Raw genomic sequence first — 21,485 nt, 5'->3', positions numbered from 1 at the left:
AGCAACTTCGCGCTGATATGCTTTTCGCATCTTCGCTGGAACTTCGTCTTCCAGCGACCCCAGCACCTCATGAATCGCTTCGCGCGCAACATGGACGTGCTGTTCTGGGAAGAGCCGATCGACGACGACAGCCCGGCGCCGTGGCTGGAGCTGCGCGACGAAGGGGCGGGGGTGACGGTAGCGGTGCCGCATCTGCCGGGCAGCATGGGCGGCGAGGCACGGACGGCGGCACTGCGCGCGCTGCTCGACGATCATGTGGCAGGCATCGGCGCACAGCTGATCCGCTGGTATTACACCCCAATGATGCTGCCCTTTTCGCGGCATCTCGCGGCGGCCTGCACCGTCTATGATTGCATGGACGAGCTCAAGAACTTCCGCTTCGCCCCGCCTGAGCTGATGCCGCTGGAGCAGGAGCTGTTCGGCCTGGCCGATCTCGTCTTCACCGGCGGCTACAGCTTGTACGAAGCGAAGCGCGAGAGCCATGTTTCGGTCCACCCGTTCCCGTCGAGCGTCGACGCCGCGCATTTCGCGCAAGGTCGCGCGCTGGTGCAGGATGTTGCCGACCAGGCCGGGCTGCCGCGTCCTCGGCTCGGCTTCTACGGCGTGATCGACGAGCGGATGGATCTCGGGCTGATAGCGGCGCTGGCCGATGCGCGGCCCCACTGGACGATCGTGATGGTCGGCCCGGTGGTGAAGGTCGATCCTGCCGAACTGCCGCAGCGCCCCAACATCGTCTGGCTCGGGTCGAAGAGCTATGCCGAACTGCCGCTCTACGCAGGCGGCTGGGACGTCGCGCTGATGCCGTTCGCCATCAACGAAGCGACGCGCTTCATCAGCCCGACCAAGACGCCGGAATATCTCGCGGCCGGCCTGCCGGTGGTATCGACGCCGATTGTCGACGTGATCCGCCATTATGGCGATGTCGCGGGCGTCTTCGTGGCCGATGGCGCGACCGCGTTCGTCGATGCATGCGACCAGGCGCTGGCACTGCGCCGCACTGGCGATGCGTGGCGGATCGAGGCGGACACGCTGCTCGCCGAGCAAAGTTGGGACCAGGTCGCGGCGCGGATGCTGGGGCTGATCCTTCAGGTCGCCGAGCCCGACCGGCCGCTGCTCAAGCCGGTACGTAGCGAGCATTACGACTATCTGGTCGTCGGTGCAGGCTTCGCCGGATCGGTGATGGCCGAGCGGCTGGCAGCCGATGCCGGCAAACGCGTGCTGGTGATCGACAAGCGGCCGCACATCGCCGGCAATGCCTTCGATCACAAGGACGAAGCCGGGATCCTGATCCACCAGTACGGCCCGCATATTTTCCACACCAACAGCGCGGATATCTTCGACTATCTCTCGCGCTTCACCGAGTGGCGCCAATACGAGCACCGCGTGCTCGCCGCAGTGCACGGGCAGCTAGTGCCGATCCCGATCAACCGGACGACGCTCAACGCGCTGTTCGGCCTGGCGCTAGAGACGGAGGAAGAGGCAGCCGACTTTCTGGCGGCCCGCGCCGAGCCGGTGACGGTGGTCCGCAGCTCCGAGGATGTGGTGATCTCGGCCGTCGGACGCGAGCTCTACGAGACCTTCTTCCAGGGCTATACGCGCAAGCAATGGGGGATCGATCCCTCGGAGCTCGACAAGAGCGTCACGGCCCGCGTGCCGACGCGGACCAACACCGACGATCGCTATTTCACCGATCGCTTTCAGGCGATGCCGCGCGATGGCTTCACCGCGATGTTTGCGAAGATGCTTGATCATCCGAACATCGACCTCGAACTCGGCGTCACCTTCGAGGAGGCGAAGCGCCGGTTCAGCTTCGACCAGATCGTCTATACCGGGCCGATTGACGAGTATTTCGACTTCCGCTTCGGCAAGCTGCCCTACCGGTCGCTGCGCTTCGAGCATGTCCATGAGGACCGCGAATGGGCGCAGCCGGTGGCGGTGGTGAACTATCCGGACGAGACGGTGCCCTATACGCGGGTGACGGAGTACAAGCACCTCACCGGCCAGCAGGCGCCGAACACCAGCCTGACCTATGAATATCCCAGCGCGGAGGGGGATCCCTATTATCCGATCCCGCGCCCGGAGAACCAGGCGCTGTTCAAGCAATATGAAGCGCTGGCGGAGGCAACCAAAGGCGTGTTGTTCGTCGGCCGGCTGGCGACCTACCGCTACTACAACATGGACCAGGTCGTCGGGCAGGCGCTCGCCACCTACCGTCGCCACATCGCCGAGGAACGCGAAACCCCGCCGCTCAAGGCCGCGGCGCTGGCGGAGTGAGGAAGGGAAGGCGGCCCGATCAGGCCGCCTTCGCCTCGTTCGGCCGGTTCGGATTTGCGTTTCCGGCGTCTACTTCAATCAGCGGCCAGTGTGGCGCCTTGTCGTCGAGCGTGCGCAACAGACGGAGGAACTCGACCTCGGTGTCGTCATAGGGAACGCCGCCGACGTCAAAGATGTCATGAAACCACTTGTCCTTGAGCCCTGCCAGATTCGGGTTTTCCCAGGCCGCCCAGGGCAGGTGGGTCTGCGTCTTGCCGCGCACGAGACCCCAGCAGAAGGCGCCGACATGCTTCTCCTTGGCCACTGGCAGGATCGCCTCGAAGGTGCTGCCCGCCGGGCGTGCCATGAATTCGGTGCACCAGATCGGTCGGTTGAACACGCCGAGCCAGTCGATCCGCTGGGCGAAATCCTCGGCGGTACCGTAATTGTGGAACGAAATTACGTCGGACAGGCCGGTTTGCGCCTGCTGCAGCGGCGTGAGCAACTCGGGCGAGGACCAGTCGCCCAGCCAGATGCCGCTCGTCAGCGGCTGCACGGGGCGCATGCTGCGCGCCCAGGCGAACGCATCGACCAGCAGCGGCAGGACGAGATCGGCCTTGGCGCCGAGCTCGCCCGCGTCGCACAGCGACACCTCCGGGCCATTGTCCGGCTCGTTCCAGATGTCCCAGGCGAGCACGCGGCGATCGTTGCGAAAGCGGCCGACCACGCCCTTGATATAGGCTTCGAGCCGCGGCCGCTGGGCGGGATCGCGCAACGCCGGAATGCCGGGCGACTGTACCCAGCCCGAATTGTGCACGCCCGGCTTGGGCGCCGGCTGCGGCCCGAGCGCGGGATCGGGGTGCCAGCAGGAATCGAACAGCACCAGCATCACCCGGATGCCATAGCCGTCCGCCGCAGCCAGCATCGTGTCGATCCGCTTGAGAAAGCCCTGCGGGTCTTCGGCCCAGAGCAGGTCGTGCAGGTACACCCGCACCGCGTTCATGCCGACATCGGCGGCCAGAGCCAGCTCGGCCCGGATCGACTCGATGTCGAAGGTCGCTGCCTGCCACATCTCGAGCTGGTTGATCGCGTTCGAGGGCGTGAAGTTGCAGCCCATCACCCAGGGCTGCTGCGCGTACCACGCCTTCGCTTCGATTTCCGACCAACGGCTGACCATCGCCTCGAACTCCGCCAACACTCGCTCCGACATCGCTGCACAACCCCTGATAACAATGTGGTTTTTATAGGCGGAGAAGTGAATTGCGGATGTACCCGCTACGCGCTTCCTCGGAGGGAGCAGGGGGGCTTTTGCGACGAGCCGAGCCGCGCCGCTAACCCAGGTTGGTCGCGGGCGGTGTTCCGCCAACCATCCAGCCGATGAGAGCGCCGATGCAACCACTAGAACTCTGGGGCGGAGCCGAGTGCACGGTGAACCGCGTTGGCGACGCGTTCCGCGATCAACTGATCGAAACCGGCCATCACGATCGGGCGGAGGATCTGGATCGGATCGCGGCTTTGGGTGTGAAGGCGCTGCGCTTCCCGGTGCTGTGGGAGCGGGTCTGCCCTGACGATCCCACACAGTGCGATTGGACATGGACCGACGACCGTCTGACGCGGATCCGCGAACGCGGCATGCGGCCGATTGCGGGGCTGGTACATCACGGCAGCGGTCCGCGACGTACGCACCTGCTCGATCCCAATTTCGGCGTGAAGCTGGGCGACTATGCGGCGCAGGTTGCCGAACGCTATCCCTGGATCGCCGACTGGACGCCGGTGAACGAGCCGCTGACCACCGCCCGCTTTGCGGCGCTGTACGGCCACTGGTATCCGCACGCGCGCGACGAGGCCAGCTTCTGGCGGGCGCTGGTACACCAGATCGAAGGCGTGGTCTGCGCCATGGCGGCGGTGCGGCAAGTGCGGCCGGATGCTCGGCTGATCCAGACGGAGGATCTCGGCAAGACCTATGGCACGCCCGCTACCCAGGCCCAAGTTGCCTATGACAATGATCGGCGCTGGATGGGCTGGGACCTGCTGTGTGGGCGCGTCGTCCCCGGCCATACGCTATGGGAACGGCTGGTCGGTTTCGGGCTGGCCGATAAGCTGGAAGCACTCGCCGGCGCGCCTTGTCCGCCGGATGTGATCGGCATCAACCATTATCTGACGAGCGACCGCTTCCTGGACGAGAATGTCGCGGCCTATCCGCCGCCGATGCGCGGCGGCAACGGCAGCATTGCCTATGTCGATACCGAGGCGGTGCGGGTGCTTGACCCCGCGCCGGACGGCTTGGCCAATGCGCTGGCAGAGGCCTGGTCGCGCTATCGCATCCCGATCGCGATCAGCGAGGTCCATAACGGCTGCACCCGCGAGGAACAGATGCGCTGGATGCGCGACGCCTGGCAGGATGCCAAGGCCGCGCGCGTTGCAGGCGTCGAAGTACAAGCGGTGACTGCCTGGTCGCTGTTCGGCGCCTCGGGCTGGAATACGCTGCTGACGGCACCGGGCCTCTACGAGCCCGGTGTGTTCGACGGTCGCGGCGGCGAACCGCGCCCCACGGCGATGGTGGCGCTGCTGCAGGCGCTTGTTCGCGGCGAACGGCATGACCACCCCGCGCTCGACGGCGAGGGCTGGTGGCAGCGCGATGTACGCGTAACCCATCAATCCCGGCCGCACCCCGAGCCCGGCTCGCGGTGCGGAGGCAGGGGCGGGCCCCGGCGTCCCTTACTGATCGCCGGCGCGACCGGCACACTGGGGCAGGCGCTCGCCCGCAGCTGCGAGGTTCGCGGGCTCGCCTATGTCCTCACCGATCGCGCGGGGCTTGATCTTGGCAACAGCGCCTCGATCGCCGCGGCGCTCGACACGTATCAGCCCTGGGCGGTGATCAACGCGGCGGGCTGGGTGCGTGTCGACGATGCGGAAGACGAGGAGGCGGCGTGCTTCGCCGCCAACTGCCTGGGCGCGATCCAACTCGCGATCGCGGCGTCCGAGCGCGACATCGCGACGGTCAGCTTCTCCAGCGACTTAGTGTTCGACGGCGCACTCGGCCGACACTATACCGAAGCCGATCTATGCGCGCCGCTCGGCGCCTATGGCCGCAGCAAGGCGGCGATGGAGGCGGCGATCGGCGGTCTTTCCGGCCGGCATCTGGTTGTGCGGACGGCGGCGTTCTTCTCGCCTTGGGACCGGCACAATTTCGCGGTGCATGTCGTCGATGCGCTGGCGGCTGGGCGGCGCTTCGCGGCGGCCGAGGACCAGGTCGTGTCGCCTGCGTACGTACCGGACCTCTGCAACGCCGTGCTCGACGCGCTGATCGACGGCACCGACCGCATCCTTCACCTCGCCAATCAGGGGGCGGTGCACTGGGCGGACTTCGCTACGTCGGTAGCCGAAGCCTGCGGACTGCCAGCGGGGCTGATCGACGCGGTGCCGGGCGCGGCGCTCGGCTGGAAGGCGCTGCGCCCGCGCTATGTTCCTCTCGCCAGTCAGCGCATGCCTTCTCTCGACGCAGCGCTACAGGCCTTCGCCACTGCGCCGGAGGTTCTCGAACGCATCGCGCGAGCAGGGCAGGAGGCCAAGGTGCTGCAATCCGCCTGAGCCCGAACCTCCGGCAAAGCCCCTCTTGCGCTGGGCAGCCGGAGCGCCGATGTAGTCGCGGGCAATACAACAACCACGAGATCATCCCACATGCATCCGCTTTCCGGTCAGATGACCATCGATCCCGTTACCGGCGCACTCGTTCCCATCGTCATCGAGCAGTCGAGCCGCGGCGAGCGCAGCTTCGACATCTATTCGCGCCTGCTGCGGGAGCGGATCGTGTTCGTCACCGGCCAGGTCGAAGACCATATGGCCTCGCTGATCACCGCCCAGCTGCTGTTCCTCGAATCGGAAAATCCGAAGAAGGACATCTGGATGTACATCAATTCGCCGGGCGGCGTCGTCACGGCGGGCATGGCGATCCACGACACGATGCAGTATATCCGTCCGCGCGTCGGCACGGTGTGCATCGGTCAGGCGGCGTCGATGGGCTCGTTCCTGCTGGCCTCGGGCGAGCCGGGGCTGCGCGTGGCGCTGACCAATGCCCGCATCATGCTCCACCAGCCCTCGGGCGGTGCGCAGGGCATGGCGTCAGACATCGAGATCCAGGCCAAGGAAATCCTGCGGATCCGTGCGCGCATGAACGCGCTGTATTCGAAGTATACCGGCCAGCCGATCGAGAAGATCGAGACGACGATGGACCGCGACTCGTTCTTTGAAGCCGAGGAGGCCAAGGCCTTCGGCATCGTCGACGAGGTATATGAGAAGCGCCCGGTGCCGAGCGAGGATGCGGCAGCGGCAAATTAACACTATATCCCTATCCTCGGCCGCCTGATGATTCCCGGTGCATGGAACGTCGGGCGGGCGGGGCGATTTATGGATTGCCGGAATCTCGCCTGCGTGTAGGATGGCAGGCGAGCGTTACGCGCCGAGGCGCGAAGGATGGATTGAATGACTAAGCTCAGCGGCGGTGACTCCAAGAGCACGCTCTATTGCTCCTTCTGCGGCAAGAGCCAGCATGAGGTGCGCAAGCTCATCGCCGGCCCGACCGTGTTCATCTGCGATGAATGCGTCGAGCTGTGCAACGACATCATCCGTGAGGAAACTAAGTCCTCGCTGGTATCGAAGAAGGACGGGGGCGTCCCCTCGCCGCAGGAAATCTGTGACGTGCTGGACGACTATGTCATCGGCCAGAAGAAGGCGAAGCGCGTCCTCTCGGTCGCGGTGCACAACCACTACAAGCGGCTGAACCACGGCGCCAAGGGTGCCGATGTCGAGCTCGCCAAGTCGAACATCCTGCTCGTCGGCCCCACCGGCTGCGGCAAGACGCTGCTGGCACAGACGCTGGCGCGTATTCTCGACGTGCCGTTCACCATGGCGGATGCCACCACGCTCACCGAAGCCGGCTATGTCGGCGAGGACGTGGAGAACATCATCCTCAAGCTGCTCCAGGCCTCGGACTACAACGTCGAGCGGGCGCAGCGCGGCATCGTGTACATCGACGAGATCGACAAGATCAGCCGCAAGGCCGAGAATCCGTCGATCACCCGCGACGTGTCGGGCGAAGGCGTGCAGCAGGCGCTGCTCAAGCTTATGGAAGGCACCACCGCGAGCGTTCCGCCGCAGGGCGGCCGCAAGCACCCGCAGCAGGAATTCCTGCAGGTGGACACGACCAACATCCTGTTCATCTGCGGCGGCGCCTTCTCGGGCCTCGAGAAGATCATCGGCGATCGTCTGCAGGGCAAGTCGATCGGCTTCGGCGCGCATGTCGCAGCCCCCGACGAGCGCCGCACCGGCGAGCTGCTCCGCCAGACCGAGCCGGAGGATCTGCTCAAGTTCGGCCTGATCCCCGAATTCGTCGGCCGTCTGCCGGTGATCGCGACGCTGGAAGACCTCGACGTCGAGGCGCTGATCAAGATCCTGACCGAGCCGAAGAACGCCCTGGTCAAGCAGTATCAGAAGCTGTTCGACATGGAGGCGGTCAAGCTCGGCTTCACCGACGACGCGCTCACCGCCGTCTCGAAGAAGGCGATCGAGCGGAAGACCGGCGCACGCGGCCTCCGCTCGATCCTCGAAGGCATCCTGCTCGACACGATGTTCGACCTGCCCAGCATGGACGGCGTCGACGAAGTGGTGGTCGACAAGGATGTGGTCGAGGGCCGCAAGGAGCCGGTGCGTATCTACGCCAAGAAGGAAAAGGCCGGCAGCGCCGCCTGATCCCGAACGACGGCATCGAACAAGAGGCGCGCGGGTCACCCGACCCGCGCGCCTTCTTGTTTTTCAGCCTACGGGTAGCGGTCGCGGTACGGCCTTTTGGCGGCCGTTCAGGAGCAGCAGCAACAGGCCGGATCGGCGCACCACCACCAGGTGGAAGAAGTACAGAACCAGGAGTGCTACCGGCGCGATCACGGCCATTGCCTGCCACGGCCCCAAACCCGTGGGGTACAGCAGCCAGAGCAGCGCGAGGATCGTCGGCACGTGCAGCAGGTAGATCGTATAGCTGGCGCTGGACAGGTCCGCCTGCCACTGGTGGCAATGCCGCAGCGAAAAGGCGCTTCGGAACACCAGCGACGTCACGGCGAACCCGACGATCGGCCGAGATAGGAAGAGGATCAGCGCGCGCAGCTTGCCGTCGCTGATGGTCGCGACGGCGGAGAGGTCGAGGACCGCCGCTATCAAGGCCGCAACATACACGATGCGGGGCGGGGACAGGAGGAGGCTGCGGACGGCCTGTACCCGGAAGGCGGCGTGGCCCATCGCGTAAAACAGGCAGAAATAGGCGGTCTGGTGCAGCAGGAAGGTGAGCGATGGCACGCCCACCACGGTAAGCGCCTTGCCGGCCACCCATGCCGCCAGCGACGCCGCGGCCCCGGCGGTCCAAAGCGCGGCGACCGCCCAGAGCGGTCTGCGCGCGGCGAAGCGTCCAAGCGCTTCGATCCGTTGGTCCTGCGAACGAAGTGCCACGGTGACCGGCACATATGAGGCTAAAGCGATCAGGAACCACATGTGCATGTGCCAGTCGCCAGGATGCCAGGGGAGGTAACCCCACATGAAGCCGTGGCGTTGGGTGAGATCGGCAATCAGCAGGTGGGAGGCGGGAACGACGAGGGCGAGCCCCACCGCCAATGGCACCAGCAGCATCACCAGCCTGCGCCGGATCCAGACGGCCGGCGCTGCCTTCCCGATGGTCATCGCGGCGAAGAACCCGGAAATCGCGAAGAATGCTTCCATTCTGCACAGATGCGATGCGTCTTCGATCATGTTGAAGACGGTGATGTCGGAAAGCGCGGCGCAGTGGACGATCAATCCCGCGGTCAGAAGGGCGCCACGCCACACGTCCATGCCGTAGATGCGGTCCGGCAACCCCCCACCTGCTGGCTGCATATACCAGACCCCCTGATTCGACCGCGCCGCAGGTTCGACGGCGCTGCCAAATCCTAGGGGACCGACACCTCAAGTAACAATCATAAGGGCTGAAAATATGAGGAAAAACGGTGCAACCTAAGTTAGGGAGTTGTGCGATTTTGGTACATGCGTAAGCAGGTTGGGGGTGCGCCCGACCCCGCGCAGCGCCAAATCGCCCCGTTGAAGCTAAGACTATTTTTCGGCGGGAGCGGCAGGCCGCGCCTCGTCCAGCTGCAGTGGCCAGTCGAGGCTGTGCAAAAGCTCGGCGAACGCGTCTTCGAGCTTTGCCGAACGCGACCAGCTGGCGCGTGCGGCCACCAGCCAAGTGCCGCCCGCGGGGCAGAAAAGATAGCTTTCTGAGGTCAGCGGCTGCTCCTTGCCGTCGAGCGTGCCGGTCATGCTAAATCGTGCGTGATAGGCGACGTCGGGCGTTCTGCCGGAGGGCGAGGGCCAGCGGTCCTTCACCACCGGCTTCACATCGGTGTAGCTGTGGGCGACGTTGCGTTCGATCTCGGCGAACGCGTCCGAGCAATTTTGGCCGGGTGTGGCGGGATATACGTAGAGCGTGACGAAACCGAGCTCGCCGTTCCGCCGCAGCGAATAGCCGGCGCTGACGTCGTGCTGCTCGGCATCATAGCTGTGTATGCGCGTGCGGAGCGCATTTTCCAGCCGCTCGGGGAAGATCGTGCCGCTGGCGGTGTGGGTCCAGTCGCCCTCGACGCGCAGATCTTCCTGCGCGCCGGCCGGCAGCGCGGCGAGCATCAGGCTGGCCCCTAGCATCAGGCCGCAAAACAGTCTCATTCCTCACCCCAGCAGCTCGTGCGCATCTCTTGGTGCGGTCCGAAAGGTCGCAGAGGCCGAGGAACGATGCAAGCCGGGCATGCCGGCCTGCCTTGCGGGCGGGTTAGAAGAGGCGGGGCACGAAACGCTTCACGCGGGCGGCATAGGCTTCATATTGGCCGCCGAAGCGCGCGTGCAGCAACGTTTCCTCCTCGACGACTCGGATCCAGATGCCCCAGGCGAACAGCGGCAGTCCGAGGATGAGGCCGCGCCAGTGGCCGAAGGCGGTCGCCATCGCCAGCAGCATCGCGAACAGGCCTGTGTAGATCGGGTGCCGGATGGTGGCGAAGGGTCCCCAGGTGACCAGGTCATGGTCGCGGCGGGTGCGTGCGGCGAAGCTCCAGTTGCTGCCCATCGCGGTCGCCGCCGAGAGGAACAGGCCGATGCAGGTGCCGACGAGGGCCGCCACCACGACCGCCTGGCCGAGCGATGCCGCCGAAGCGGCCTGCAGCGTCGGCCGCATCGGCCCGAAGGCGACGAGGAAGAAGCCCGCGCCCTGCAGCCAGATGCCGCGGCCCGATCGGCTGCTGACCTGCGCGCCTGCCTCCCCGCGGCGTAACCGGCGGAAGCGGACGAACAGCAGCGCGGCGACGAAACCCGCCAGCCCGATCAGCAGCGCGACCAGTGCCGGCACGCCGATCGGCGTGGGGGCGACGATCGCGATCATCGTTCTTTCGCCGTATGCTGGAGGGCATCCACCGCATCCGAGCGGCGCAGGATATGCGCGTTCGGATCGAGCACGACATGCGCGGCCGGCGGCACCGCCAGCGTCGCGGTGCCGCCGGGCATCGCCACCTTCTGCAGCTTTCCGTCGATCGCCACGTCCACCGGAAGCGGGAAGGGGCGGTCGTCGCGGGTCTTCCAGCGCAGCGTCAGTCGGTCACCGGCGCGCTCGCTGACCAGCTCGGGCAGGTCGGCCCCGTAGAGATAGACGTCGAAGAACCATTGCAGGTCCTGTCCGGTCACCTGTTTGACGATGCCGATATATTCGGGCGTGGTGCCGAAGCGGGGCTGGAAGTTGCCGGGCTTGGGGTCCGGCCGGCCATAGACGATCCGCCGCGTCACTTCGAAGAACTGCTCGTCGCCGATCAGGTAGCGCAGCGTGTGGAGGACCCAGGCACCCTTGTAATAGATGTCCTGGCCGGGGCCGCCCTTGTCCTCTTCATACACCTCTTCCTCGGTGCGGATCTTGCCCGCGACGATCGGTGCCTTGTTGCGGATGGCGAGGCGATACTGGTCCATCATCGTGGCGTAGCGCGCATCGCCCTCGCGCCACTGGCCGTAGAGCGGCTGCATATACTGGGTGTAGCCCTCATGGAGCCAGTAATCGTCCCAATTCGCCGCGGTCAGCTGGTTGCCGAACCACTCATGGCCGAGCTCGTGCTGGAAGATCTCGTCGAAGCCCGATGGGGTCTTGCGGTAGTTGTTGCCGTACGCGTTGATCGTCTGGTGCTCCATGCCCATGTGCGGCGTCTCGACCACGCCGAGCTTCTCGTCGCCCCAGGGGAAGGGGCCGATCATGCTCTCGTAGAAGTCGACCGTCGGCGCGAACTCGGCGAACAGCGCCTTCGCCTTGGCCTCGCGGCCAGGCAGATACCAATAGTGCAGCGGGAAGCTGTTGCCGAAGCGACTCTTATACGTGGCCATCAGCTCCTGATACGGGCCTATGTTGAGTGCCACGTCGTAAGGGTTGGGGCTCTTCGCGCGCCAGTGCCAGGTGGTGCGGCCGTCTGCGAGCGTCTCGACGCGCAGCAGCTTGCCGTTGGAGGGCGCCTTGAGCCCGGCGGGCACGGTGATGTGCAGGTCGACCAGCGCTGGCTCGCCTTGCGGGAAGTCGAGGCACGGCCAGAACAGGTCGCAGCCATAGCCTTCCGCGGTGGTGGCGATCCAGGGCTTCTTGTCGCCGGGCGTGGTCGCCCAGACGAGGCCGTCGTCCCAGGGCGCGCGCACCGCGACGTGCGGCGTGCCGCCATAGGCGATCTCGGCGACCACCTTGTCGCCGGCCTTGAGCGGACGGGGCAGGGTGATGAACAGGCGCCCTTCGGGGTTGCGCCACTGCGCGGGCGCCAGCGGCTTGCCGTCGATCCGAATCGCGCTGACCGGCAGGTTGCGGTCCAGGTCGATCTGCAGTTCGCGCTGCGGGGCGCTGGTGCGCAAGGTGAGCGTGGCGGTGCCGCGCAGGCTGTAGCTGGCCGGCAGCACCTCGATCGCGAGATCGGCATGTTCGAGCCGCAGCGCCGCCCGCTCCGGCGCGATCGCGCCGCCCGAGGCCTGGGTCGTCGGCGTGATCGGCGGCTCGCCGCGCTTCTGTGCCTGTGCCTGCCCGATTGTCGTCATGAGCGCGGCTATGGCCATCGCGAATGTGGAAATCTTCAATGCGTCCCCCAAATGGTCCTGCGGTCCCGCTCCACGGGCGAATCGACAGGTGCGGGCATGATAGCGATGCCGCCGTGCTAGGCGAGAGGCGTAAGAACGCAGCCCAGGGCTGGCGTTTTCCACCGCAATCTGGGTTAATGCCGCCACGCGATTGATGCGATCGTTCCAGGCCCCATATATAAGGTCTATGGTGCCCCCGACGGGGGCAGACCCGGAGTTTTCATGAAGCAGTCCTATCCCGTCCTGCCGCTTCGCGACATCGTCGTCTTCCCGCACATGATCGTGCCGCTGTTCGTCGGCCGTGATAAGTCGGTCGCGGCGCTGGAAGCGGCGATGGCTGCCGACAAGGAGATCTTCCTCGTCGCGCAGCTCGATCCGGCCGAGGACGATCCCGGCCGCGAGGATCTCTACGATACTGGCGTTTCCGCCGAAGTGCTGCAGCTGCTCAAGCTGCCCGATGGCACCGTGCGCGTGCTCGTCGCCGGCAAGGAGCGTGGCAATCTCCTCTCCATCGAGGAGACCGGCGCCTATCTCACTGCGCATGTCGAGCCGGTGGAAGCGGGCGACTCGTCGCTCGAAGCCGCCGAGGAAGGCGTCGACGAGGCCGTTGCCAATCTGAAGCCCGAGGATCTCAGCCCCGAGCTGAAGGCGCTGATGCGCTCGGTCGTCGAGCAGTTCGAGAATTACGCCAAGCTCAACCGCAAGCTGCCGGCCGAAACCGCCGTGCAGCTGGGCGAGCTGGAAGATCCGTCGCGCCTGGCCGATGCGGTTGCCGCCAATATCTCGGTCAAGGTCGCCGACAAGCAGGCCCTGCTGGTCGAGAACGATCCCCAGAAGCGGCTGGAGATGGTGTTCGCCTTCATGGAGGGCGAGCTGGGCGTGCTGCAGGTAGAGAAGAAGATCCGCAGCCGCGTCAAGCGCCAGATGGAGAAGACGCAGCGCGAATATTATCTCAACGAGCAGCTCAAGGCGATCCAGCGCGAGCTGGGCAATGAGGGCGAAGAGGGTGAGGGCGACGAGGTCGCCGAACTCACCCAGAAGATCGCCACGCTCAAGCTCTCCAAGGAAGCGCGTGCCAAGGCGCAGGGCGAGCTGAAGAAGCTCAAGACGATGGCGCCGATGTCGGCCGAGGCCACCGTCGTGCGCAACTATCTCGACGTGCTGCTGGGCCTGCCCTGGGGCAAGAAGTCCAAGCTGAAGAAGGACATCGCCGAGGCGCAGGGCGTGCTCGACCAGGACCATTATGCCCTGGAGAAGGTGAAGGACCGGATCGTCGAATATCTCGCGGTCCAGGCGCGCACCAATAAGCTGAAGGGGCCGATCCTGTGCCTCGTCGGCCCGCCGGGCGTCGGCAAGACCTCGCTGGGCAAGAGCATCGCCAAGGCGACGGGGCGCGAGTTCATCCGCCAGTCGCTGGGCGGCGTGCGCGACGAGGCCGAGATTCGCGGCCATCGCCGGACGTATATCGGCTCGCTGCCGGGCAAGATCGTGTCGAACCTGAAAAAGGCCGGCACCTCGAACCCGCTGTTCCTGCTCGACGAGATCGACAAGCTCGGCCAGGACTTCCGCGGCGACCCCGCCTCGGCGCTGCTCGAGGTGCTGGATCCGGAGCAGAACAGCAAGTTCAACGACCATTATCTCGAGATCGACATCGATCTTTCGGACGTGATGTTCGTGTGCACGGCCAACTCGCTCAACCTGCCGCAGCCGCTGCTCGACCGCATGGAGATCATCCGGCTGGAAGGGTATACCGAGGACGAGAAGGTCGAGATCGCCGAGCGCCACCTGGTTGCCAAGCAGATCGATGCGCATGGCCTGAAGGACGGCGAGTTCACGCTCACCAACGAGGGCCTGCGCGACCTGATCCGCTACTACACCCGCGAGGCGGGCGTGCGTACGCTGGAGCGCGAGATCGCCAAGCTGGCCCGCAAGAGCCTGCGCAAGATCCTCGAGGGCAAGGAGACCCAGGTCACCATCACCCCCGAGAACCTTGCCGACTATGCTGGCGTGCGGAAGTATCGCTTCGGCGTGGGCGAGGAGGAGCACCAGATCGGTGCGGTCACCGGCCTCGCCTGGACCGAAGTGGGCGGCGAGCTGCTGACCATCGAGAGCGTCACCGTGCCCGGCAAGGGTGCGATCAAGACGACCGGCAAGCTGGGCGACGTGATGAAGGAATCGGTGGAAGCCGCGTTCAGCTTCGTCCGCGCGCGCAGCCCCAGCTACGGAATCAAGCCGAGCCTGTTCGCGCGGAAGGACATCCACGTCCATCTGCCCGAGGGCGCGGTGCCGAAGGACGGCCCGTCGGCGGGTATCGGCCTGGTGACCTCGATCGTCTCGACGCTTACCGGCGTCGCGGTCCGCAAGGACGTGGCGATGACCGGCGAAGTGACGCTGCGCGGGCGCGTGCTGCCGATCGGCGGGCTCAAGGAGAAGCTTCTCGCGGCGCTGCGCGGCGGCATCAAGATGGTGCTGATCCCGGAGGAGAACGAGAAGGATCTCGCGGAAATCCCGGCGAACATCCGCGAAGGCCTTGAGATTGTCCCGGTTTCGCACGTCGACGAAGTTTTGCGGCTTGCGCTGACCGAGCCGCTTACCGCAATCGACTGGTCCGATGCGGACGAACTCGCTACGCAGCCGCCCGTCGGCGTGCCGGCGATCGGGGATGCTTTGCATCATTGACATAACGTAACTTTTCTGACGCAATTCGCGCCGAAAGACTTTGACTCCGGCGGCTCGCCCGTGCTGACTCGCACGCCAGCGCAGCCGCCGCGACTCATTCGGCTATTCAATCCAATTCAACGCGGTATCCCGCACAATATCAGGGGGTTTGCACCAGCATGAACAAGCAAGAGCTGATCGGTCAGGTCGCGGATGTTTCGGGCCTGGCCAAGGGCGACGCGGTGAAGGCCGTCGAAGCGGTGTTCGACGTGATCACCGGCGCGCTCAAGAAGGGCGACGAAGTCCGCCTCGTGGGCTTCGGCACCTTCTCGGTCAGCAAGCGCAAGGCTTCGACCGGCCGCAACCCGCGCACCGGCGAGGAGATGACCATCAAGGCGTCGAACCAGCCCAAGTTCAAGCCGGGCAAGGTGCTGAAGGATTCGGTGAACTAAGCACCGAAAAATTTGCGGGCGGAGTGCGAAACGGGGCTGGACAGGCCCGCATCGGCACCGTAAAGGCCCGCTTCCCGTTTCGGCCGCAGGGTTTCACCCACAGGCCAATGGGCGCGTAGCTCAGTGGTAGAGCACTGTGTTCACACCGCAGGGGTCGCTGGTTCAATCCCAGCCGCGCCCACCATGTAGAGAAGCCCGCCGGACCCAAGGTTCGGCGGGCTTTTTCGTTGCTCGCCTCGCCAGCGCACGATAGGCGCGGCAGCACAGCCCATGGCCGGTTCCTCGATTGCCGCGCGCGGGCGCGGAAGGAGACGAGGTCGATGTTGTGGGCAGGGGCGACGGTCGCGGCGGCGGCCTTCCAGGTGGCGCGCAACGCCTTCCAGCGGGGCATGATGGCCTCCAGTGGCCCCTGGGGGGCGACGCTGGTGCGCTTCCTGTTCGGGCTGCCTTTCTCGACCGCGCTGATGCTGGCGGCAATCGTCGTGGCGGGGCCGGGCAATCTCCATCCGCATCTCAGCTGGGCCTTCTGGTGGCCGGCGCTGCTCGGCGCGCTGGCGCAGGTGCTTGCCACCGCGGCGCTGCTCCAGGCGATGCACCATGCCGGCTTCGCGGTCGGCACCGCGCTCCAGCAGAGCTCGGTCCCGCTGGCGGCGCTGGCAGGGCTGCTCGTCTTCGGCGACACGCTGAGCGCACTCGGCTGGCTGGGCGTGGCGGTGACGACCGCGGGGCTGGCGGTGCTGGTCTGGCCACGCAAGGTGGGCGGGGAGGGGAGGCTACTCCCCGGCGTGGTCTTCGGGACGCTTTCCGGCCTGTTGTTCGGCCTGGCGCTCAACGGCTTCCGCCATGCCGGGCTTGCATTGGAGCCGGCGCATCCCTTCTTTGCGGCGATGACCAGCGTCACACTGGTGCAGGCGGTGCAGACCGTCGGTCTGGTCGCCTTCCTGCTGTGGCGCGATCCGGCCGCCTTGCGCGCGGTGATCGCCGGATGGCGCGGATCGCTGGGTGCGGGGCTGTTCGGGGCGCTGGCCTCGTCCGGCTGGTTCTTCGCGCTCAACCTGGCGCCGGCGGCGGCGGTGCGCTCGCTCGGGGTTGTCGAGATGCCGATCGCCGCGGTGGCTGGGCATCGGCTGTTTCGCGAGGCGCTCAGTTTGCGGCAGGCGATCGCCGGGCTGGCCGTCTGCATCGGCGTGGTGCTCACCGCCGGGCTTTGAGGCGGGTTCGAAAGGTGGAAGCCCTTGCGATAGCAGCTTTAGGTCGGCGCCGCGATCGACGCCACGGCACTGGAGTGATGTAGCAGAAGTGTAATTTCATCGTCTCTCAACTGTCATTGTAACCGCATTATCGAGTCATTTTGGCCGTCTAGTGCCCCGCTTGGGCGCAAGAGGGGCATCGCACGCATCGCCACGCGCCCGGTTCACAACGAAGACGGGAGAAATTGCGCGATGGCGAGCTTCAAGCGCTACGGCCTAATGTTCATGACGACAGCCGCCACCGCGGCGCTTTCCGCCTGCAACGGCGCGGACAATGTGGCCTCGCCGGGAGCGGGCAGCGTCGTGATCGTCGCGCCCACGCCGACGCCTACCCCCGTGCCGACACCGGCCCCCACCGCCGATATCACCGCCGCGCAGTTCGCTGCCCAAACCACCGTCAACGGCATCTCGATCACTGCCGACGAGCAGCTTGCGCTGGTGAAGGCTGGCACCAACAACAACGTGAACGGCACGAGCACGGGGATTTCGGGCCTGTTCCCGGCGACCGCCACCTCGCTTACCGCTGCGCTCGATCCGTCGTCGCTCGGCAGCTTCTTCACCAGCACCAACTATGTCGGCGCGCTGAATGGTCCGACCGACACTGCCTTCCAGCAATGGACCTGCAACTCGACCACCGCCAATTTCGGCGGTACCGGTGCGGCCTGCACCGCGGTGCCGGCGGTCGGCACCGGCGGCTCGGCAGCGGCTTGCCCCACGGGTACGACCGATGACGGCCTGGTGCAGACCTTCCGCGCCTGCCGACTGCCGGCGGCAATCACCACCAACCTGACGCTGCCCAAGATTGCCGGCGTGTTCTATCGCCTGCGCGGCCAGACCGAAGTCGGCACCGACCAGGGCGCGAGCGGCGGTACCGGCGTGACGCTGACGATCGAGCCCGGCGTCGTCATCGCGGCGGATTCGAGCGAAGCGACCAACGACCTGCTGCTCGTCAACCGCGGTTCGAAGATCCAGGCGGTGGGCACCCGCGATGCGCCGATCATCTTCACCTCGCAGCAAAACCTGACCAACAACGGCGTCAGCGACGCGACCCAGGGCCAGTGGGGCGGCATCATCCTGCTCGGCCGTGCCCGCACCGCAGTTTGCGCCTCCGGCACCGGCGGCAGCAACCCGACCCCGTGCCAGCTCGCGATCGAAGGCGTTACCGGTCGCTTCTACGGCGGCACCGACGATGCCGACAGCAGCGGCCAGATGTCCTATGTCCAGATCCGCTATTCGGGCATCGCCATCTCGGACGGCAACGAGCTGCAGGGCCTCACGCTCGGCGCGGTGGGCTCGGGCACGGTGCTCGATCACATCCAGAGCCACAACTCGGCCGATGACGGCATCGAGATCTTCGGCGGTGCGGCGAACATCAAGTATATCGCGGTCACCGGCGCGGACGATGACGGCTTCGATGTCGACAATGGCTGGCGCGGCTTCATGCAGTTCATGATCGCGGCGCAGAAGGTCTCCGGCGCGACGGCCGACTCCTTCTCGACCGAGATCGATTCGAACAATGCCGAGGACCTGCTGCCCCGCACCTGGGGCCGCTACGCCAACTTCACCTTCATCCAGACGGCGATTGCGCCGGCGGCGATCCGCCTGCGCGGCGGTGCTGACATGACCTTCGTCAACGGCGTGGTGAAGACGCCGACGAACGTCGCCTGCGTCAACCTCGTCGCCGGCGAGACGAGCGCGACCGACCGCTCGACGATCCGCGCTAAGAACGATGCGCTGCAGGACCAGGGTCCGCCGGTGTTCAACTCGGTGTTCTTCGCCTGCAACGGCCGCTGAGGCCGCAAGCACCCGCGAACCCGAGCCGGGGTGGTGCGCGCCACCACCCCGGCATCGCACGACCTTTCAAGACTGGATGACCCGGCCATGCAGCGACGCCACGCCTATGCCACGCTTCTTCTTCTGACGTCCCAGCTCGTGCCGGCAGCGGCGCTCGCCCAGAGCGCGGCCGCGCCCGCACCGACCCCGGCAGCCCCCGCGGCGAACCCGCAGGACACGGCGGAGCCGCAGGACGCGCAGCCGCCGGTCGAGGTCTCAGCGCCGGGCTTCGATGGCTCCGTGCCGCAGGAGATCGTCGTCACCGGTCGGTACATTCCCAACGTCGTCCGCGCGACGCCGCAGGTCGTCTCGGTCCTCTCGAGCGAGGACATCGCCCGAACCGGCGAGGGCGACATCGCTGGCGCGCTCAGCCGCGTCACCGGCCTCAGCGTGGTCGGCGTCGGTTTCGTCTATGTCCGCGGCCTGGGCGACCGCTATTCCTCGTCGCTGCTCAACGGCTCGCCCCTGCCGAGCCCCGAGCCGCTGCGTCGCTCGGTACCGCTCGACATCTTCCCGACCACGATCGTCGGCTCGGCGCTCGTCCAGAAGACCTATTCGGTCAATTATCCGGGCGAGTTCGGCGGCGGCGTGATCAACCTCACCACCAAGGCGATCCCGAAGAAGGATTTCCTTACCTTCGGTGGATCACTGGCCGCAGACGACGCGACCACCAGCGAGCTCGGCTATACCTATTATGGCGGCAAGCACGACTGGCTGGGCTTCGACGACGGAACCCGCTCGGTGCCCGATTTCATCCGCAACGCCCCCAAGGGCACGGGCATCCTTCCAGCCGAGCAGGTGCTGCAGCTTTCCAACGCCTCGACCACGCTGCTCCAGCGCAACGCGCAGCTGCCGGCGAACTGGTCGGCGGAGGTCAGCGGCGGCGGGGCGCTGGACCTGGGGGCGGACCAGCTCGGCATCGTCGCCTCGCTCGGCTACAGCAACACCTGGCGGACGCGGCTGATCACCCAGCAGGACAGCGTCAACACCACTGGCGACCTGCGCAACGATTTCCGCACGCTGCTGACCGACAACCGGGTGATCGCCAACGGGCTGCTCGGCCTGGGCTATGCCTTTGGCGAGAACACCATTCGCATCACCAACGTCTATATCCGCGACGTCCTGAAGCAGGGCCGCGGCGCGGCGGCGGAAGTGTACAACAATGCCAGCGGCCTGCGCTTCCAGCAGAACACCAACTGGTTCCAGCGCGAGCTGTTCGAGACGCAGGGCGTGGCGGAGCTCCGCCCGTTCACCGGGGTGAAGCTCGATCTGCGCGGCGCCTACGCCAACTCGAAGCGCAATGCGCCCTATGAGCGCCAGTTCGACTATCTCTGCTCGGCGACCACCACCACCGGCCAGCCGATTTCCTATGACGGCGGCAACGGCGCGAGCGGGTTCCAGTGCAACGGCGCCTATCAGGTGACCCAGCGCTTCTCGCCCTTCGCCTCGATCATCTTCTCGGACCTGAACGAGAATCTGTGGACCGGCCAGGGCGACCTTTCCTACAAGCCCGATGCGATCCCGCTGACGCTGTCGACCGGCTATTACTACTCAGACACCAAGCGCTTTTCGCGGCGCCTGCAGTTCAACTACCAGACCAGCACCGGCGGCGGCACCGCGCCGAGCTATCCCTACAACCTGCTGCGGCCGGACTATCTGCTCAGCCCGGACGTGGTGAACAATGCCTGCCCGCAGCAGGGCACCGGCGCGTGCACGATCCAGCTGCAGTTCAACACGCCGCTGGGCGCCTATGCCTATGACGCGGGCCTGCGCATCCATGCCGGCTATCTCCAGGCCGAGACCGATGCGATCGACGGCCTGCGGGTCGTCGGCGGCGTGCGCTACGAGAAGGGCAAGCAGTTCGTCACCCCGGTCGACAGCCCGTCGACGCGGCTCGACAACGACTATTGGTTGCCGGCGCTGACGCTCACCTGGAACTTCGCGCCCGACATGCAGCTGCGCGGCAGCTATGCCAAGACGATCTCGCGCCCGCAGTTCCGCGAACTGGCGCCGCAGCAGTTCCGCGACCCGGACTCCGACCGCCTGTTCTTCGGCAACCCGCTGCTGCGCGACTCGACGCTCCAGAATTTCGAGGCGCGCTACGAGTGGTTCTTCGCGCGAGAGCAGCGCTTCACGCTGGCCGGCTTCTACAAGCGGATCCGCAACCCGATCGAGCAGGTCGGCTTCTACACCGGCTCGGACGACCGGCTGCAGACCGGCTTCACCAACCTGCCCAAGGCGACGCTGTATGGCGGCGAAGTCGAGGTGCAGAAGTATATCCCGCTCGACGGGCTGAACGGCGCCTTCTTCGCGACGCGCCGGATCACCGCGATCGCCAACTACACCTACACACACTCGGAGATCACCGCGGACGGCAGCTGCGCGCCCAACGTGCTCAACCAGACGATCGGTTCCTGTCCGACCGGGTTCGGTCCCGCGTCGCTCCAGTTCCGCGACGATGCGCCGCTCACCGGCCAGTCCGATCACCTGGTGAACCTGCAGCTGAGCCTGGAGGATACCGCCCGGCTGTCGCAGCTGACCTTCCTGTTCAACTATGCCAGCGACCGCGTGACCAATCGCGGCCCGTCCAACCTGTCCGGCACCGGCTTCCAGCCGGACGTGATCGAGCGGCCGGGCGTGCGCTTCGACATCGTCGGACGGCAGGGCTTCGCAATCCGCGGAGCGCAGTTCGAATTGAAGCTGGAGGCGCGCAACCTCACCCGCACGCGCTTCAACGAGCGCCAGACGTTCGACAGCGGCAAGATCGTCTATGCGAACCGCTACATCCAGGGCCGCATCTTCAGCGTCGGCCTCAGCACGACCTTCTGATCGAGGCCGTTCTCAGGATGGAAATGCCCGGGGGAAGGTTCCTCCGGGCGCTTCCGCA

Annotated in this window: 14 protein-coding genes and 1 tRNA gene; 10 read left to right on the top strand and 5 right to left on the bottom strand. The window is 66.1% G+C overall.

The window, feature by feature from the left end:
- Positions 1-69: 69 nt before the first annotated feature.
- Positions 70-2,274 (top strand): UDP-galactopyranose mutase, encoded by a 2,205-nt coding sequence (gene glf, locus ABIC35_RS07035; RefSeq protein WP_121079473.1) that lies wholly within the window; start codon positions 70-72, stop codon positions 2,272-2,274.
- A 19-nt stretch (positions 2,275-2,293) separates the two neighbouring features.
- Here the strand turns inward: glf and ABIC35_RS07030 are convergent, their stop codons facing one another.
- The gene (locus ABIC35_RS07030) at positions 2,294-3,430 is read right to left on the bottom strand and encodes a cellulase family glycosylhydrolase (protein WP_121079470.1); all 1,137 of its coding nucleotides are present in this window, start codon (positions 3,428-3,430) and stop codon (positions 2,294-2,296) included.
- A 212-nt stretch (positions 3,431-3,642) separates the two neighbouring features.
- Between ABIC35_RS07030 and ABIC35_RS07025 the strand changes: the two genes are divergently transcribed.
- The 3 genes from ABIC35_RS07025 to clpX all read left to right on the top strand — a co-directional run bounded on the left by ABIC35_RS07025 (position 3,643) and on the right by clpX (position 8,001).
- A complete protein-coding gene (locus tag ABIC35_RS07025; RefSeq protein WP_121077855.1) occupies positions 3,643-5,844 on the top strand; it encodes a family 1 glycosylhydrolase in 2,202 nt (733 codons plus the stop codon).
- A gap of 90 nt (positions 5,845-5,934) precedes the next feature.
- A complete protein-coding gene (locus ABIC35_RS07020) occupies positions 5,935-6,591 on the top strand; it encodes an ATP-dependent Clp protease proteolytic subunit (RefSeq protein WP_084579678.1) in 657 nt (218 codons plus the stop codon).
- A gap of 144 nt (positions 6,592-6,735) precedes the next feature.
- Positions 6,736-8,001, top strand: a complete 1,266-nt coding sequence (clpX, locus tag ABIC35_RS07015; protein ID WP_064311561.1) for an ATP-dependent Clp protease ATP-binding subunit ClpX — start codon at positions 6,736-6,738, stop codon at positions 7,999-8,001.
- A gap of 63 nt (positions 8,002-8,064) precedes the next feature.
- Here clpX and ABIC35_RS07010 read toward each other — a convergent pair whose 3' ends face one another.
- From ABIC35_RS07010 to ABIC35_RS06995, 4 genes are all read right to left on the bottom strand, one after another.
- Positions 8,065-9,147 (bottom strand): acyltransferase family protein, encoded by a 1,083-nt coding sequence (locus ABIC35_RS07010; protein WP_147425888.1) that lies wholly within the window; start codon positions 9,145-9,147, stop codon positions 8,065-8,067.
- 234 nt (positions 9,148-9,381) lie between these two features.
- Positions 9,382-9,990 (bottom strand): hypothetical protein, encoded by a 609-nt coding sequence (locus ABIC35_RS07005; protein ID WP_220667358.1) that lies wholly within the window; start codon positions 9,988-9,990, stop codon positions 9,382-9,384.
- A gap of 103 nt (positions 9,991-10,093) precedes the next feature.
- A complete protein-coding gene (locus tag ABIC35_RS07000) occupies positions 10,094-10,696 on the bottom strand; it encodes a methyltransferase family protein (RefSeq protein ID WP_121077849.1) in 603 nt (200 codons plus the stop codon).
- Positions 10,693-12,366 (bottom strand): M1 family metallopeptidase, encoded by a 1,674-nt coding sequence (locus tag ABIC35_RS06995; protein ID WP_354278364.1) that lies wholly within the window; start codon positions 12,364-12,366, stop codon positions 10,693-10,695. The genes ABIC35_RS07000 and ABIC35_RS06995 overlap by 4 nt, the downstream gene beginning before the upstream one ends.
- Positions 12,367-12,627: 261 nt before the next feature.
- Here ABIC35_RS06995 and lon point away from each other — a divergent pair, with 261 nt between their 5' ends.
- From lon to ABIC35_RS06965, 6 genes are all read left to right on the top strand, one after another.
- Entirely contained in the window at positions 12,628-15,084 is a 2,457-nt protein-coding gene (gene lon, locus ABIC35_RS06990) for an endopeptidase La (RefSeq protein ID WP_121077845.1), read from the top strand.
- 158 nt (positions 15,085-15,242) lie between these two features.
- On the top strand, positions 15,243-15,515 hold the full coding sequence (locus tag ABIC35_RS06985) for an HU family DNA-binding protein (protein ID WP_064311555.1): 273 nt from the start codon (positions 15,243-15,245) through the stop codon (positions 15,513-15,515).
- 109 nt (positions 15,516-15,624) lie between these two features.
- Positions 15,625-15,699 (top strand) — tRNA-Val (locus ABIC35_RS06980).
- A 136-nt stretch (positions 15,700-15,835) separates the two neighbouring features.
- Positions 15,836-16,726: a DMT family transporter gene (locus ABIC35_RS06975; RefSeq protein WP_121077843.1), complete on the top strand. Its 891-nt coding sequence runs from the start codon at positions 15,836-15,838 to the stop codon at positions 16,724-16,726.
- A gap of 231 nt (positions 16,727-16,957) precedes the next feature.
- Positions 16,958-18,559 carry a hypothetical protein gene (locus ABIC35_RS06970; protein WP_121077841.1) on the top strand — a complete coding sequence of 534 codons (1,602 nt, stop codon included), beginning with the start codon at positions 16,958-16,960 and terminating at the stop codon, positions 18,557-18,559.
- Between the two features lie 87 nt (positions 18,560-18,646).
- Positions 18,647-21,427 (top strand): TonB-dependent receptor domain-containing protein, encoded by a 2,781-nt coding sequence (locus ABIC35_RS06965; protein WP_121077839.1) that lies wholly within the window; start codon positions 18,647-18,649, stop codon positions 21,425-21,427.
- Positions 21,428-21,485 lie beyond the last annotated feature (58 nt).

The sequence above is a fragment of the Sphingomonas trueperi genome (assembly GCF_040545965.1).
GTDB classification, from domain to species: domain Bacteria; phylum Pseudomonadota; class Alphaproteobacteria; order Sphingomonadales; family Sphingomonadaceae; genus Sphingomonas; species Sphingomonas trueperi_C.
The sequence above is the reverse complement of the archived record's forward strand: the minus strand, read 5'-3'. Positions and strand labels throughout refer to the sequence as shown.

What these genes read in the sequence shown, in the direction of transcription:
- glf (WP_121079473.1), top strand. Translation starts at nt 70, where the DNA reads ATGAATCGCTTCGCGCGCAACATGGACGTGCTGTTCTGGGAAGAGCCG.
- ABIC35_RS07030 (WP_121079470.1), bottom strand. Translation starts at nt 3,430, where the DNA reads ATGGTCAGCCGTTGGTCGGAAATCGAAGCGAAGGCGTGGTACGCGCAG.
- ABIC35_RS07025 (WP_121077855.1), top strand. Translation starts at nt 3,643, where the DNA reads ATGCAACCACTAGAACTCTGGGGCGGAGCCGAGTGCACGGTGAACCGC.
- ABIC35_RS07020 (WP_084579678.1), top strand. Translation starts at nt 5,935, where the DNA reads ATGCATCCGCTTTCCGGTCAGATGACCATCGATCCCGTTACCGGCGCA.
- clpX (WP_064311561.1), top strand. Translation starts at nt 6,736, where the DNA reads ATGACTAAGCTCAGCGGCGGTGACTCCAAGAGCACGCTCTATTGCTCC.
- ABIC35_RS07005 (WP_220667358.1), bottom strand. Translation starts at nt 9,990, where the DNA reads ATGAGACTGTTTTGCGGCCTGATGCTAGGGGCCAGCCTGATGCTCGCC.
- ABIC35_RS07000 (WP_121077849.1), bottom strand. Translation starts at nt 10,696, where the DNA reads ATGATCGCGATCGTCGCCCCCACGCCGATCGGCGTGCCGGCACTGGTC.
- ABIC35_RS06995 (WP_354278364.1), bottom strand. Translation starts at nt 12,366, where the DNA reads ATGACGACAATCGGGCAGGCACAGGCACAGAAGCGCGGCGAGCCGCCG.
- lon (WP_121077845.1), top strand. Translation starts at nt 12,628, where the DNA reads ATGAAGCAGTCCTATCCCGTCCTGCCGCTTCGCGACATCGTCGTCTTC.
- ABIC35_RS06985 (WP_064311555.1), top strand. Translation starts at nt 15,243, where the DNA reads ATGAACAAGCAAGAGCTGATCGGTCAGGTCGCGGATGTTTCGGGCCTG.
- ABIC35_RS06975 (WP_121077843.1), top strand. Translation starts at nt 15,836, where the DNA reads ATGTTGTGGGCAGGGGCGACGGTCGCGGCGGCGGCCTTCCAGGTGGCG.
- ABIC35_RS06970 (WP_121077841.1), top strand. Translation starts at nt 16,958, where the DNA reads ATGGCGAGCTTCAAGCGCTACGGCCTAATGTTCATGACGACAGCCGCC.
- ABIC35_RS06965 (WP_121077839.1), top strand. Translation starts at nt 18,647, where the DNA reads ATGCAGCGACGCCACGCCTATGCCACGCTTCTTCTTCTGACGTCCCAG.